The sequence below is a fragment of the Patescibacteria group bacterium genome, from assembly GCA_041675205.1.
GTDB lineage: Bacteria > Patescibacteriota > Patescibacteriia > GWA2-46-9 > GWA2-46-9 > JBAYUF01.
This window is the reverse complement of the sequence record JBAYUF010000001.1, coordinates 89384-105095: the sequence shown is the minus strand read 5'-3', so window position 1 is coordinate 105095 and position 15712 is coordinate 89384. Positions and strand designations below refer to the sequence as shown.

Here is a 15712-nt window from a genome sequence, read left to right as displayed (position 1 = left end):
CCTTACTCAAGAACGAAGTTCACCAGTGCACCTGGGCGCACGATTGTCTTTCGTATGGCTTTACCAGATAACCATACGGAAACATTTGGATGCGCCATAGCCGCGGTCAAAAGTGCCTGCTCATCAAGTTCTCGACCAATAATAATCGTACCTCTCAATTTCCCATTCACTTGCACGGCGACGGTGACTTCGTCGGTCACTAAATCTGCTTCATCATACGTTGGCCACGGCGCTTCCCAGATGAACCCAGCGGAACCGATTTGTTGCCAAAGCTCTGCCGTCACATGTGGGGCAAACGGTTGCAAAAGAACCAGCAATGTTTTAAACGGTTCTATGAGTTCATCTCGACTGCTAGTCTTCTGCTCTGTGAACGCATTCAAAAATTCCATGATTCCAGAGAGCGCAGTATTGAAACGAAATTGTTCAATGTCATCAGTCACCTTTTTAACTGCTTGCGCTGTTTCATGACGCAGTATTGTTGTCTGTGCTTCTCCACTACCAACCGACCTATCCTGCAATTGTTGACCAAACTTCCATACGCGTTCTAGAAAACGGCGAACGCCGCCCATGCTTTTTGTGCTCCACGGTATAGCATCTTCAAATGGTCCCATGAACATTTCGTACACCCGCAACGTATCCGCACCGAAAGCATCTACCACTTCGTCAGGGTTAACCACGTTACCGCGCGACTTCGACATCTTCTGCCCGTCTTCAGCCAAAATCATACCGTGCGACGTACGCTTCGCATACGGTTCTGCTGTTGGTACCAACCCAAGGTCATAAAGAAACTTATGCCAAAAACGAGAATACAAAAGATGTAACGTCGTATGTTCCATTCCCCCGTTGTACCAATCAACCGGAGTCCAATAGGCCAGCTTATCCAGTGCGGCAAGCTCGGTAGTATTTTTTGGATCTGCATATCGTAAGAAGTACCAAGAACTACCCGCCCAGTTCGGCATGGTGTCAGTCTCACGCTCTGCCGAGCCGCCGCAGGTGGGGCAAATCGTTTGAACCCAATCGGTAATAGCGGCCAGTGGTGATTCACCACTGTCAGTTGGCTGATATCGCTCTACATTCGGAAGCTCAACTGGCAACTGCGCTTCGGGCACTGCTACCCAACCACAACCCTGGCACAGTATCATTGGAATAGGCTCACCCCAGTACCGCTGTCGTGAAAAAACCCAATCTCTCAGTTTATATTGTGTTTTTTCTTCGGCGCCAATTTTTGTGGCAATGGCGCGGCGAGCATCCGCGGAGGTCATGCCAGTAAATTTATCTGAATTTTCCAATACACTCTCCCCTGTCCATAAACCTGCGGCCGCATCACTAACGAGCACACGACGAACTGGCAAATGAAATTTTTCAGCAAACGCCGCGTCTCGTTCATCATGCGCCGGTACTGCCATAATAGCCCCTGTGCCGTACGCACCAAGGACGTAATCAGCCACCCACACGGGCAGTTCTTCTCCGGTCAATGGGTGTACCGCCCGAATGCCAGCGTCAACACCTGTTTTATCTTTTGCTTCTGTTCGTTCCAATTCACGCTTTGCCAAACTCTTTGAAACATAGTCTCGCACTTCGTCCCTCGCTTGCCAGCCTATATCCATCCAAAATGATGCAACCTCGGGAGACACGACTATAAACGTGACCCCATACAAAGTATCGAGTCGAGTCGTAAATACACGAACCTCATGCTTATCATCTTCCTGACCAGTAACTCCTCGCAACCGAAAACTAAATTGGGTGCCTACGCTACGACCAATCCAATTTTGTTGTTGTATCTTAATGCGTGATGAGTAATCAACGGTGTCTAGATCGTCGAGTAGCCTATCAGCATATGCAGTAATCTTTAACATCCACTGCTCTTTTTCCCGCTGTAGAACCTCAGTGCCGCACCGTTCACATTTGCCATTTATGACTTCCTCGTGTGCCAACCCAATTTTACAGGACGGACACCAATTGATAGCTTTTTTTGCTTTGTACGCTAACCCACGCTCATACAGCTTTAAAAAAATCCACTGTGTCCAGCGATAGTACGAGGGGTCGGAGGTAATAACTTCCCGAGACCAATCAAACGAGTACCCCAGACTTTTTAACTGCCGCCGAAAATTCTCAATGTTCTTTTTTGTAATAACCGCCGGGTGCTGCCCAGTTTTAATGGCATAATTTTCTGCCGGCAAACCAAACGAGTCAAATCCCATTGGAAAAAGTACTAACTCACCTTGTGCCCGTCGTTTACGAGCCAGCACATCCATCGCGGTGTAACTTCGCGGGTGCCCAACGTGTAACCCTTCTGCGGAAGGGTAAGGAAATTCTACGAGCAGGTAACTCTTCTTCCGGTTTTTCTCTTCAACAACTTTAAAGGTGGCCTTTTCGTCCCACTGTTCCTGCCACTTCTTTTCAATTGCCCGATGATTATACGGTTGTGACATAGAGTCTTTACACAAGGCTTTTCAAAAACTGTCCGGTATAACTCCGCTTCACCTTAACAATGTCTTTTGGCGTACCAATTGCCACAATCTCACCCCCCTGGTCCCCTCCTTCTGGACCAAGGTCAATAACCCAGTCGGCACACTTAATCACGTCCAGGTTGTGCTCAATCACCAGCACAGTGTTTCCTTTATCAACCAGCCGCTGCAGCACGTCGAGCAGATGCTTGATATCTTCGAAGTGCAATCCCGTTGTTGGCTCATCTAATATGTAGAGTGTTTTCCCTGTGGCACGGCGAGATAACTCCGTTGCCAATTTAACCCGTTGCGCTTCTCCGCCGGAAAGCGTTGTGGCTGGTTGTCCAAGTCGAAGGTAGCCAAGCCCAACATCAAAAAGCGTATCAAGCTTAATGCGAATAGATGGGATATTGGTAAAAAATAATCGCGCTTCTTCGACGGTCATATTCAAGATTTCAGCGATGTGTTTTCCTCGATAATGAATCTCTAATGCTGACGCGTTATACCGTGTTCCGTGACACTCGTCACAATCAACGTAGACATCAGCCAGAAACTGCATTTCAATCGCCACCTGACCTTCGCCCTGACAGGCTTCGCAACGCCCACCCTTCACATTGAAGCTAAATCGACCAGGTTGATACCCCCGAATCTTTGATTCAGGCAGGTTGGCAAATAAATCACGAATGGGGGTAAACAAACCAACATATGTAGCAGGGTTTGACCGCGGCGTTCGACCGATCGGCGACTGGTCGATGGTAATGACTTTGTCTAACAGCTCAAGCCCCTTCATTTCTTTATACGAACCAGGTGAATCTTTCGCTCCGTAAAAACGCTGGGCAAGGGTCTTAGAAAGAATATCGGTAATCAATGTTGATTTCCCTGAACCCGACACACCAGAAACGACCACAAACTTAGCGAGTGGAATAGTGACATCAATATTCTTCAAGTTGTGCTCAGTGGCACCAATAATTTCAATGGCCGCCCCAGACCCTGTCCGATACCGTTTCGGAACGGCAATACGTTTCTTCCCAGACAAGTACTGACCCGTCAGCGACTTAGGATTCTTGGCAACGGCCGCTGGTGTACCTTGGGCAACGAGCTCACCACCATGCTTTCCAGCTCCCGGCCCAATATCAATGAGGTGATCAGCCGCGCGCATCGTCTCTTCGTCATGTTCGACAACGAGCACCGTGTTACCCATATCTCGAAGTGCTTTGAGGGTGGTAATGAGTCGCGCATTATCTCGTTGATGTAAACCAATTGATGGCTCGTCAAGTATGTACACAACGCCAACGAGAGACGAACCGATTTGAGTGGCTAATCGAATACGTTGCGCTTCACCACCGGAAAGCGTAGTGGCTGACCGATGCAGGGTGAGATACGGCAACCCAACATCAACAAGAAAAGTGAGTCTGGCGCTTATTTCTCTAAAAATCTGCCGACCAATCTCTTTTTCTTTTTTGGTAAATGAACTGTTTGGGGCGGCTAAGGTAACAAAAAACGCCTGAGCCGCTTTAATGGTGAGCCCCGTTATCTCCGCAATAGACTGACCCGCAACCGTTACGGCCAACGCTTCTGGTTTCAGTCGTTGTCCGCGGCAAACCGGGCAAGGGGTAATGCGCATGTACGCCTCAATCTCATTTCGGAAATAGTCAGAATCCGTCTCTTGATACCGTCGCTCGAGAAACGGTATAACGCCTTCGAAATCATTTTCTGGATCGCCGTACAAAGCCAAATCTATATCTTGCTGTCGCATCTCGCTCACTGGCACGGTAAGAGAAAATTTTCGCCGGCGAGCGACATCCTCAAGCTTGGTCATATGCCAATACTGACTGGCCGCTGAACGCGACCATGGACGAACCGCTCCTTCCGCAATCGACAACCGCTGATTAGGCATAACCAGGGTTGGATCAATCTCTTGTTTCGTTCCAAGGCCCGTACACGTCGGACAGGCACCATGCGGGCTATTGAATGAGAAGTTCCTTGGCTCTAATTGTGGTATATCCAGACCACAGTGCGCACAGGCCAAATGCTGGCTGAAAAGGTGGTCTGTTTCATTCACGGTTTCATGAATAATGACGAGCCCGTTGCCGAGATCCAGCGCTTGCTCAAGCGCCTCACGAAGTCTTGTTTTAAGCTCGGCACTCACCGATTCATGCACCTCAAGTCTATCAATAACAACTTCCAGACTATGTTTCTTTTGTTTATCAATGGCTAACTCGCGCGCTTCCGCAATTGTATAAAGAAGCTTGTCATAGCGAACTCGGGCGTAGCCCGCTTTCTCAACCTCATCAAGCAGTCGTTTGTGTTCACCTTTCTGGTCACGCACCAGCGGGGCCAGTATTAAGAAAAGGCCGGTTTTCAGTTTTAAAATACGTTCAACAATTTGTGGCACAGTTTGCGGACTAATTTCACGGCCACACTTTGGACAGTGTGGTTGACCGATGCGAGCAAAAAGTAAACGCAGATAATCATAGATCTCCGTTACAGTGCCGACAGTAGAGCGCGGATTCCGGGAAACTGACTTTTGGTCAATAGAGATTGCTGGTGACAATCCGTCAATCTGGTCAACGTCTGGCTTATCCATGAGCCCCAAAAATTGTCGGGCGTACGCCGACAAAGATTCAACGTACCGTCGCTGACCTTCAGCGTAGATTGTGTCAAACGCCAATGATGACTTTCCTGAACCAGACAAACCAGTAATAACCACCAGCTTGTCTCGAGGAATAGTGACGTCAATGTTCTTTAAATTGTGGACGCGGGCGCCCTTTACAACAATTTCAGTTGGCATAATTATTACGTGTTCGGACGACAGACACCGACTTCAAAAGCTGGCCCATAGTGAGTATCCGGAGCTACACAATGGTAGCCAGAAGCACAATCATCATTTGCAGTATCTATTAATCCGTCATCACCACACGCATCACCGTCGCGACCGGCTGGTCTGCAACACCCCCTTATACCAGCCCAGCCCATCTCATCTGGTCCAATTAGTTTCGGGGTTGCGGTACTACAATCCCACGCCTTGTTACATGCATATGTAGATGCGCAGCTATTCTCTAATGTACATGGCCCCGAACGTCCACTACTTATTAAGTCAGCTTGGCATTCCGCCACATTTGAACACGTTGCTGAAGAAGTATGTAATCGACACGTTTTACTCGGATTTTCTTTTTGACAAATTGAAAGAGCATTTTGCCGCTGTACAGCTTCCGTTTGCGCAATGTACTGACAGCCGACTCCAAGAGCAGCACATTCACTTTCTGATACGTACAGTTTTGAAAGGCTCGTATCAGTACAGCGACATTCACCCTTTGATGGGGTAACACGATCAGAACATGTTGGGTTTGTTTCTCCACACAAACAACAATATGTTGTTTGTGAGTCAAAAAGTGGCCGTTCAACAATTGATTCAATATCGAGGGTTTTAAAATTAACCAAATTAGGATTAATGGTGTTGAGTAATACCCACGACAATAAAAGTAAGGCTAAACCTGACACAGCTCCACCGGCGACATCTTTGGCTGTTTCGATTTGACCAACATTCCCGGCCGCTGTCAGCCATATAAAACCAGCTACGAGTAAAACAATCGTGGAAAGAATCGCACCAACGGACAGCGACGTACTGTATAGACCGACAATATACTCACCAAAAGTACTGCCCGTAATGGTAATTTTTTCGCCAGCTGTAGCGACTCCAGGAATTGATATTGATGGCACAAATTCAATTGCCCTTACCAGCTGCGGCATCAGCATGGCAACAGAAAGACTACTTGTTAGAAAAAAACGCTTCATACTTACTTAAACTGCTCAACCACGCCCGTAAGTCCTTCGAGCGTCAGCGCACCCTCTATTTTTTCACCATTTATAAACCACGTCGGGGTACCACGCACCCCAAGGCGTACGCCATCAGCCAAATCTTCTTCCACTACTACCTGCTGCGCTCTTGTTTCAATACAGGTTAAAAATTGCTGTTCGCTCAAACCCACCTGACTGGCATACCGTATGAGATGAACTTTCGTCATAGCGGATTGATTCTGAAATAATCGATCGTGATACGGCCAAAATTTTCCCTGCGCTGCAGCACACTGAGCGGCTTCAGCCACAGCTACCGCGTTTGGATGAATAGACGCCACGGGGAAGTGTCGGTAAACGACGCGCACTTTTTCTGGGTAGCGCAACGCCAACGTTCGAATAGCGGAATAAGACTGCTGACAAAACGGGCACTCAAAATCTGAAAATTCAATTATTTGAACGGGGGCATCAATTGGTCCAAGGGTGGGATTACTTGAGCGAGTTAGCGACCCAGCGCCCGTACTGTTGGTCGGAACAGTTCCAACGGTAAATCCAGACCTGGACGGCAAGGTATCGCCCGAACCAAATAATCGAAGCAACAGTGCTCCTATAAAAACGCCAACTATAACGATGAGCGCCAACCAATGCCGCCACCGCTTCGGTACTGCTTGCGAATGCTGATCCATAGGACGCACCAAGTGAAAGGCTTGGTTAAAAGAATTCGTAGCAACAAACGGAACCTGAAACAGTTGCCAACTGTACCACCAAACTGGCACACTGTCTACTGTTATGCTTGAGCGACCACTGCATGATTACGATCTCGACCATCCGACTGTTCGGTCTGTCGAGAAAAAACAAAAAACTCGTCAGCGGAAACAGTCACCGCGCATGAAAGTAACCGGAAGCGGCACCCGAGGACTCTTAAAAATACGCAAGCAACGTTTTGACCCCTGAGTGATTCCCTGATATAGTATACGCCTATTCTTGCTACTTCTTCATTCTATTACCTATACCAATTATCATACGCAGCTATGGCAAACGTAGAATTAATTCTTCCTTTTCTCCCGTACGCCCAAATTATATTGGCTGTACTTTTAGTAATCGTCGTTCTCTTGCAACGACGTGGTAGTGATGTTGGTGGTGCGTTTGGTGGCAACAGTGGTGGCATCTCCTATGCCAAGCGTGGCATCGAGCGTTCACTCTTCCGGGTAACGGTTACGCTCGGCATACTTTTCGCTGCTGTATCATTAGCTCGCGTTCTTCTTTAATGACGCTGGAGTGATGTGCTGGCGCATGCCAGCTTACTCACTGAGAACTACTAGCGATCTCAATCATGAACGACGGCGCCATTCTTCGTTTTATTAAGCGAGTGAAAACCTGGCTACCGAGTAGCCAGCAATTATTATATTCGACAACTTTATTTTCAAAAAAAGAGCGGCGCATTATTGCGACCTGTCTAACATTAATTACTGTCTCGAGCATTTGGATTAGTGTTAATCAACTTAATACACACCTCGCGCTCGCACCACAAACTGGTGGAACCTATCGCGAAGGATTGATTGGCCAACCAACGTACCTTAACCCTTTGCTGGCCCAAACATCTGCTATTGATACCGATTTAACCCGACTACTCTTCTCGGGGCTCTTCCGTTACAACGCTGCCCTAAAGCCAGTGCCAGACTTAGCGGATACGATTTCAATGGACAATGAAAAAACATACACCATCACTATTAAGCAAACAGCTATTTGGCATGATGGCGAACCGGTCACCATTGACGACGTGGTCTTTACATTCGAACGACTTACAGACCCGGCGCTACGCAGTCCGTTGGCACAGACACTTCAAGGGGTTGTCGTAGAGCGAGTCGATGATAAAACAATTCGATTTACTCTCCCCGAACCGTACCCCGCGTTTTTAGAAATCCTCACCGTTGGCATAATTCCAAAACATATTTGGGAAGAAATACCGACCGATCAAGTACGTCAATCCGATTTCAACAGTCGACCCATCGGCAGTGGTCCATGGCAATTTTCTTCATTGGCAAAAGATAGTGACGGAACAACGCGAAGTTATTCATTCGTGCCGACCGAAAATACCAATCAATCTGGCTACATCGAACGACTGACGTTTAAATTCTATCCAGACGAAACTTCAGCGCTCGACGCCCTGCAAAGTCGTACGGTCGACGGCCTGGCTATGATAGCGAACAGTGACGCTGAACTTTTGGCCAAAACAAGCCGAGGTTTCAACCGCTATGATATGCAGCTACCTGCGATAACTGCTGTTTTTTTTAATACCAGTCAAAAAGGGCCACTGGCCGACGGGCGAGTACGTGAAGCACTAAATTTAGCAATTGACCGCCGAGCACTGGTGCTAAGTACTATCGTTGGCGAGGCAAACGTTAGTCGTGGTCCATTTCCAACAAATGTCATGGGTACGAAACAAGCGGCGGATACAGGCACAGTTGAGAGAACACAGGCAGCAGCTTTGCTCGACAGTGCGGGTTGGAAAGTAAACGACACCCTTCGTTCAGATCGCCAAGGCACGCCGCTCAGTGTCACGCTCACCGCCATAGATCGCCAACCTGATCGCGACGTTGCCCAGTTCATTCAACAATCTTGGAGAACGATTGGCGTAGACGTTAAAATCAACATCATTGCCCCAGCAACCGCCGACCACGTCCGCGATACAGTGCTCAGACCACGTGCGTATGACGCACTCCTTTACACTATTGTTTACGCTGCCACTGTTGACCCTTATCCCTTCTGGCATTCGTCGCAAAAAAACGATCCCGGACTCAACTTGTCACTCTTTGAAAATGCTGATGCCGACACACTCATTGATCGCATTCGTCGCTCAGAAGACACTGCGGCAAGGGAGGAGCTGTTCACGGCGCTACGAAAAATAATTAGCGACGAGACACCGGCCATATTCTTATACTCACCCATCCGCCAATATCTTATCAGTCACGAGATACACGGCGTTAGCATTCCAAAACTGGCCATACCGGCTGATCGATTTACAACACTGAACACGTGGTATATCGAAACGAAACGAGCTTTTTCTCGTTAATATTTCTTGACATAACTGAAAAGTCGTGGTACAAATAGAGCTCGTTAGATGCTACGCTATAAAATGAATCAGTAGAACGCAGAACAAAACTGCTCATCTTTAAAAGATTAGCACTACGTTGTACGTTGTACCCTTACGGTAGATATACGCAGCTTCATTCGAGCACTACTCGTCGAACGAAGCCGTATCGAACAATGCCATCGACAAAACACCCCCGCTCACTTGCCCTGGTGGTGGAATTGGTATACGCGCTAGCTTCAGGAGCTAGTTCTCGCAAGAGATTGAGGGTTCGAGTCCCTCCCAGGGCACCATGGTGTTGACTACAGCAGTACTGAATCGTCAACAACCACAATTACTAGAAAGTTAACGCAGTTTTTTTATTCACCGTTACCACAACCGTCGGCTCTACCAAATCTTTGGTATGACCGCAGCAAAAATACATGGAACAGTCCCGCTTTAGTAGTCGGCCACCACGTGGCCAGGGGCATCATCGCTTCCGCAGCAACGAACGACCCAATGACAAGCAGCCGTCTATCAATAAAACAACGGCCACTCCCGCGAACGTAAAACGCGTCGCAACACCAGTTTCCGTTACTCAACCGAAGCCAACAACACCAGCCGTGGAGTCTGAAGTTGCCCGTGGCACACTTCGTATTATTCCCATTGGTGGACTTGAAGAGATCGGCCGAAATTGCTGCATCTTCGAATATGCTGACGATATTATTATCGTCGACATGGGGATTCAGTTTCCAGAAGAAGACATGCCTGGCATCGATTTCATAATCCCCAATCTTGACTACCTCAAGGGGAAAGAAAAACGAATCCGCGCAGTCATTATCACGCACGGGCACATGGACCACATGGGTGCCATACCGTATCTCATTCAAAAGATTGGCAACCCACCAATTTATTCTGCCCCCTTAACGCTGGGCATAATTCAACGTCGCCAAGATGAATTCCCGCGCGCCTCAAAATTAAAGCTCATTAAAGTAGACTCAACAAAGAAATTGCCGATTGGAAAACACTTCGTCGTTGAGCCGTTCCACGTAAACCACAACATTACCGATGCTTTCGGTGTGGCTATTCACACACCAGTTGGTACCGTCGCCCACACTGGTGACTTTAAATTTGACTACACACCGGTTGATGAACGACCGGCCGATATCGCTCGTCTCGCTGACCTTGGCCACCGAGGTATTCTCGCGCTCATGCCAGACAGCACAAACGCAAGTTCACCTGGATACCAAATATCAGAAAAAGAGGTTGGAGAAAATCTAGCAGAGCTCATTGGAAAAGCCGAAGGTCGGGTCATTATCGGGGCTTTTGCGTCACTCCTCACCCGACATCAGCAAGTTATCGACATTGCGAACGTCCTAGGGAAAAAAGTGTTGCTCCTCGGCCGCAGTATTCACAACTATGTCGAAATTGCGCAGCGCCTGAAATACTTCAAGGTACCAAAGGGTGTTCTCATTGAAGAGGATGAATTTAGTCGCTATCCAGACAATAAACTCATTGTGATATGCACGGGTGCTATGGGACAGCAAAATTCTGCACTTATGCGAATCGCTCGTGACGAGCATCGCATTGTATCCTTACGAAAAGGTGACACCATCATATTTTCTTCATCGGTCATTCCAGGAAACGAGCGCACGGTCGAGCGACTACAGGACTCCCTCGTTCGCCGTGGGGCCAAGGTCTACAACAACGCCATGATGGACATTCACTCTGGCGGACACGCCAAGCAGGAAGACCTGAAGTTACTGCACCGACTCCTCAAGCCCAAATATGTCATTCCACAGCACGGCAATCACTTCCGCCTTGTGACCCAAGGCGAGTTAGCGGTGCAAACTGGGGTTGATCCAAAAAATGTTTTCATCGCCAACAATGGACAGATTATCGAATTCACAAAGAATGGCGGAACGCTAACAAAGCGACATGTCCCCGCAGACTACGTCTTTGTCGACGGCCTAGGGGTTGGTGACGTTTCTAGCGTTGTTCTTCGCGAACGACAAGCCATGGCTGAAGAAGGAATGTTTGTTGTCATAGTTACCATCGACAGAAAAACTAATGCGCTTATTGGTGAACCAGACATCATTTCTCGAGGTTTTATATTCATGAAAGATCAACCCCAACTGGTTGGCCGAGTGAGGGACAAAGTGAAAAAGATTGTCCAGGCAACAACACCAGATAATCCAGCGATTGAATCCTACCTCAATGAGAAGATTCGCAACGAAGTCGGACAGATGCTGTATGCCGCCACTCGTCGTCGACCAATGGTGCTGCCCGTTATAAACCAAGTGTAATGAATACTGTAACTTTTCTTGCTCATCCAAGAAAAGTTACCAAAAGAACGATGCCCTCGCGCCGCTAGCGACGCGGTTAGCTGCGCGACCTTGCAGCTCGGCCATGAACTTCTCAGCTTCCCGCTTTGTCGAACACATGGCCGTTTCCAAAGCGCAAGCTCTTGCAGCACCGCTGGGCTGACGTCGCTAACGGGTTTTTTGGATTCTTAACCCTTTAGCGTAGGCACCACAGCGACCAGCACTCTGGCACAGACAAAACACTGGTCATGCTGTCTGACGAACAAATAGTGAGGAGTTCATGACCAGTCTGTGCCAGAGTGCGAGAAGTCGCGTAAGTGTCGGAGTGAGGGTGTCCTTCTTTGCGACCACTTTCTTGGACAAGCAAGAAAGTGAACAATAAACTAAACGAAATATAAATGTGGGATAGGTTTAAAACTGAGGTAATAAATAGTCAAAAATTACTCCCCCTCTTCTTTGCCTAAAATCTTTCGTACCACTCGTTGCAATTCTTCTTCGCTATAAAAATGAATAGTTACCTCACCTGAACCAGCCTTGTCATTAATTTCTACCTTCGTCGCTAGCTCCCCCTCGAGTAGTCCCCGGTAGTGATCGATTATCTCATCCTCGTTTACTGACGCTTGGGCGGCAGGGCGGCCAGCTTTAACTTTGCGACCAATTCGTTCCGTTTCTCTAACAGACAAATTTCCAGCCATTACTCGTTCAAAGAAACTCATCTGCTGTGTTGTAGGTAACCCAGCAATAACTTTCGCATGCCCTTCAGTAAGCACACCTTGTCGGACTGCTTCTTGAATCTTTGCCGGTAAATCAAGGAGTCGCAAGGCATTAGCAACCGCCGAACGTGTTTTTCCCACCCGTTCACCCGCCTGAACCTGCGTTAGTTGAAACTCCTGCATCAGCCGCTGATATGCTAGTGCTCGTTCAATGGGGTTTAAATCCTGTCGCTGCAAGTTTTCAACGAGAGCCAATTCTAATCGCTGTTGATTATTCGCTTCGCGCACAATGACAAATACCTTCGACAATCCGGCTTGTTTCGCAGCCCGAAACCTCCGTTCACCAGCAATAAGTTGGTAGCGACCGCTTGGTAGTTCAGTTACAACAAGTGGCTGAAGAATGCCGTGCTCTTTTATTGAAGCAGCCAGACCAGCCAATTCTTCAACGGCGAAATCGTGCCTTGGTTGCCAAGGATTTGTATCTATGGAGGCTAGGGTAACGGAACGCAGTTCAGACATACTGTGTATACATTAATGAGGGGCAGTATACCTTCACTTGCGCCCCTTTGACAACGCACCAGAACACAAATACAATGCGCCTCACCTGCCTTTCAACGCTTTTGAGCACAATTGATGGGCGAGTGCTGAAGAGGAACTATTGTTTGAGTGCTGCCGCGGTGGCGGAACTGGTATACGCGCAGGACTCAAAATCCTGTGGGGGCAACCTCGTGAGGGTTCGATTCCCTCCCGCGGCACCAAAAATTCCCTGACCCAATTTGGGTCAGGGAATTTTTTATGTACGATCGGAGGGAATCGAATACCACAGGCACTTCCTTCGGTCGCGGGCAGCAGCAAGCAATGAGGAGCGTCGGAAGACGCGACGAATTAAGCGAGCGCCGATGGATGCGAGCAAGCGCAGCATTCAGCGCTGCCCAGGACAGAGCACTGAGTCGCACTGCTGGCGACGAAGGGCGTCGGAATTCCCTCCCGCATCATTAACAATCCTTTCGACCTGGTCGAAAGGTATAAAATATCAGTAGTCCCACAGTAGTGGGGCGGCTTCAATAATTCAGTTATGACGAAGTCCATAACTCTAAATAGTCAGTAGTCCCGCCACAGCGGGACACCAAAAATTCCCTGACCCAAATTGGGTCAGGGAATTTTTTATGAACTAAACTCACTGTGTGGCCCCGCCCTTCTGCGCCGCTCGCTAGCGGCACTACCGACTTACTATACATTCCTGCTTAGCAGGAATGGAAACTTAGGATGCGGGACTACTGATATTAAAAACATTGCGACCTAAGTCGCAATGTAAATTAATGTGGTCGGGGATGCCGGACTCGAACCGGCGGCCTCCTGCTCCCAAAGCAGGCGCGCTAGCCAACTGCGCCAATCCCCGATAAGACTTAGCTACCCTATGCGCAAAACAGAACGGTTCTTTGCATAAAGTGAGTTTTCTGCGAGTGAGAAAATTATGAGTACGTCGGCCGTAGAACTATGTTCGCTGACGACGGAATAATTTTTGAACGCCCTCCTGCTGAGGGAAAGGAATATTAAGGAAAACCGGAAGGTTTGCCTTAACGTCTTGGTGCCGAGAGTCAGAATCGAACTGACGACACGTGGTTCTTCAGACCACTGCTCTACCACTGAGCTACCTCGGCATGAGGCATAACAGGAAATGTAACAATAAAAACTACAAAACGACGCAGTATTGGGTAGACAAAAGGTACCCAATATCAGGCAATGAGGCAAGACGAAAGGGATTGAGGGGGGCTCCGTGTTCGGATACCCCCCCCCTCGGATAGTTCACCGACGACCTCTGCACTCTTCGGGATGCTGGAACAGCCACGCCATACAGGCGCCCGCGGCCAGCAGCCCGATGACTGCAAGAATCGGCAAGGTTACTACCTCGTACCAATGAAACTTGGGCACAGCGGCACCTCCTCTTCCTGACCTCGAGCCAAGCATAATGAACAGAAGGTGAAATGGTCAATTATTGCACCTCACCAGCTCGTCTGCTATAGTGCCCCCACATTGAAAATTACGGGCGTGTAGCTCCCTCCTCCGTTCGCCGCGGCGAACTACGGCGGACAAGCAGCTTCCGCCAACGGCGGATCCGCCTCTGGCGGAGATTACCCGCTCATCGCTTCGTATCGTGACGGGTTTGTCGAATAGTAAAGAGTAGTAGACTGGAAACATTGTTCATTTGAGATTTCGCATTCATAAGGGCGTGTAGCTCAGTTGGTTAGAGCACTTCACTGATAATGAAGAGGTCGATGGTTCGAGTCCATCCACGCCCACCATTCTTCGCTCTTCGAGCCACGAATGGCACAGCCATAAAGTAGTTAAGAAGAAAAGCGAAGAATGTCCTCCGAAGCCTTGGCGAAGGATGGCTAAAAATAATATCACGTCTTACCTTTATATTATTCAAAGTTGAATCCTCAATATAATGGGTGAAAAATCTAGTCAGGAACCAAGGTTAGAAACACAAGAATATGCTGAGTATTTCCGTACACTAGCAATTATTAAAGAGGTCCTTTCAGAGTGCGGATTAAACGCACGTGAATATTCAGACGAAATAATAATTGAACAACTTAAGAATCGTTATACATTTCCTATCGCCCATGACGGTCTGGACGGCATCAGAGCCAGCCGCAATCGGGAAGGTGGCTTAACAGTGTCGTTTACCAATGGGTTTGAAGATCCAGAAAATAAAAAACGCATAGAAGTCACCGCTGCTCTTCGGGAAAAAGGGATACGTTCTGTATGATAGTTACAGCTTGGTTAGTTATTCGAACGAGGACCCAAAACATCATTCGAATAGTTCGATAGATTTACTACGAGTAACTTCGCTCGGTTTATACCGAGAGAAATTGAAGACGGGATCTAATAAAGTTCCCTTGAACGGTTCGACCCTATTCATCGTAGCCACCAATAATACTTATCAAACAATCGAGACCTTATGTCGGCCAATAAATACAAACTCATTTTTACGGTGCCCTTGGCAAATGCCGATGAATGTCGAAAAGCCATTGCCGAAGCCGGAGCTGGAAAACTAGGAAATTATTCTTTCTGTTCTTTTAGTACTAGAGGGATTGGTCGTTTTAAGCCGGAGAAAGGTGCTAATCCCACCATAGGCGAGGTCGGAAAATTTGAAGAAGTAGAAGAAGAACGTATTGAATGCCAATGCGATGCTGCAGTTGTCGATGATGTTCTAGTGGCATTGAAAAAAGTTCATCCTTACGAAGAAATTGCCTACGATCTTTATTCTTTAGAAACTCGTGAATAACTGGCCCGACGCGAAGTACGTCGGCAAGCCTTAAAATATCTATCAAAGCACTTTAGAAAGCCATCAAAATTTGT

At 48.0% G+C, this 15712-nt stretch carries 11 protein-coding genes and 5 tRNA genes; 8 read left to right on the top strand and 8 right to left on the bottom strand.

Translation table 11 applies throughout. The annotated features are described in order from the left end of the window. Positions 1-2 precede the first annotated feature (2 nt). Genes leuS through WC052_00460 form a run of 4 tightly spaced genes read right to left on the bottom strand, consistent with a single transcriptional unit; the run spans position 3 to position 6928 of the window. Positions 3-2432, bottom strand: coding sequence for a leucine--tRNA ligase (gene leuS, locus WC052_00475; protein MFA7286127.1), 2430 nt, complete (start codon positions 2430-2432; stop codon positions 3-5). A 7-nt stretch (positions 2433-2439) separates the two neighbouring features. Further along, positions 2440-5238 carry an excinuclease ABC subunit UvrA gene (gene uvrA / locus WC052_00470; protein ID MFA7286126.1) on the bottom strand — a complete coding sequence of 933 codons (2799 nt, stop codon included), beginning with the start codon at positions 5236-5238 and terminating at the stop codon, positions 2440-2442. 5 nt (positions 5239-5243) lie between these two features. Then, a complete protein-coding gene (locus WC052_00465; GenBank protein MFA7286125.1) occupies positions 5244-6242 on the bottom strand; it encodes a hypothetical protein in 999 nt (332 codons plus the stop codon). Positions 6243-6244: 2 nt separating this feature from the next. Then, positions 6245-6928 (bottom strand): DsbA family protein, encoded by a 684-nt coding sequence (locus tag WC052_00460; GenBank protein MFA7286124.1) that lies wholly within the window; start codon positions 6926-6928, stop codon positions 6245-6247. Between the two features lie 345 nt (positions 6929-7273). Between WC052_00460 and secG the strand changes: the two genes are divergently transcribed. The 4 genes from secG (at position 7274) to WC052_00440 (ending at position 11618) form a co-directional block, all read left to right on the top strand. Further along, positions 7274-7510: a preprotein translocase subunit SecG gene (gene secG / locus WC052_00455; protein ID MFA7286123.1), complete on the top strand. Its 237-nt coding sequence runs from the start codon at positions 7274-7276 to the stop codon at positions 7508-7510. Positions 7511-7575: 65 nt separating this feature from the next. Next, a complete protein-coding gene (locus WC052_00450) occupies positions 7576-9315 on the top strand; it encodes a peptide ABC transporter substrate-binding protein (GenBank protein ID MFA7286122.1) in 1740 nt (579 codons plus the stop codon). 224 nt (positions 9316-9539) lie between these two features. Next, positions 9540-9626 (top strand) — tRNA-Leu (locus WC052_00445). Between the two features lie 129 nt (positions 9627-9755). Further along, positions 9756-11618 carry a ribonuclease J gene (locus tag WC052_00440; GenBank protein ID MFA7286121.1) on the top strand — a complete coding sequence of 621 codons (1863 nt, stop codon included), beginning with the start codon at positions 9756-9758 and terminating at the stop codon, positions 11616-11618. 458 nt (positions 11619-12076) lie between these two features. On the opposite strand, the gene WC052_00435 is transcribed toward WC052_00440, so the two are convergent. Beyond that, a complete protein-coding gene (locus WC052_00435; protein ID MFA7286120.1) occupies positions 12077-12868 on the bottom strand; it encodes a ParB/RepB/Spo0J family partition protein in 792 nt (263 codons plus the stop codon). A 152-nt stretch (positions 12869-13020) separates the two neighbouring features. On the opposite strand from WC052_00435, the gene WC052_00430 reads away from it, so the two are divergent. Further along, positions 13021-13107: transfer RNA gene (locus WC052_00430), tRNA-Leu, on the top strand. Positions 13108-13671: 564 nt separating this feature from the next. On the opposite strand, the gene WC052_00425 is transcribed toward WC052_00430, so the two are convergent. The 3 genes from WC052_00425 to WC052_00415 all read right to left on the bottom strand — a co-directional run bounded on the left by WC052_00425 (position 13672) and on the right by WC052_00415 (position 14281). Beyond that, positions 13672-13748 (bottom strand) — tRNA-Pro (locus tag WC052_00425). 187 nt (positions 13749-13935) lie between these two features. After that, a tRNA-Phe gene (locus WC052_00420) sits at positions 13936-14010 on the bottom strand. Between the two features lie 145 nt (positions 14011-14155). Beyond that, positions 14156-14281 (bottom strand): hypothetical protein, encoded by a 126-nt coding sequence (locus tag WC052_00415; GenBank protein MFA7286119.1) that lies wholly within the window; start codon positions 14279-14281, stop codon positions 14156-14158. Positions 14282-14575: 294 nt separating this feature from the next. Here WC052_00415 and WC052_00410 point away from each other — a divergent pair. From WC052_00410 to WC052_00400, 3 genes are all read left to right on the top strand, one after another. Beyond that, a tRNA-Ile gene (locus WC052_00410) sits at positions 14576-14652 on the top strand. A gap of 146 nt (positions 14653-14798) precedes the next feature. Continuing rightward, positions 14799-15119 carry a hypothetical protein gene (locus WC052_00405; protein ID MFA7286118.1) on the top strand — a complete coding sequence of 107 codons (321 nt, stop codon included), beginning with the start codon at positions 14799-14801 and terminating at the stop codon, positions 15117-15119. Positions 15120-15311: 192 nt separating this feature from the next. Then, positions 15312-15638, top strand: coding sequence for a hypothetical protein (locus WC052_00400; protein ID MFA7286117.1), 327 nt, complete (start codon positions 15312-15314; stop codon positions 15636-15638). Positions 15639-15712 lie beyond the last annotated feature (74 nt).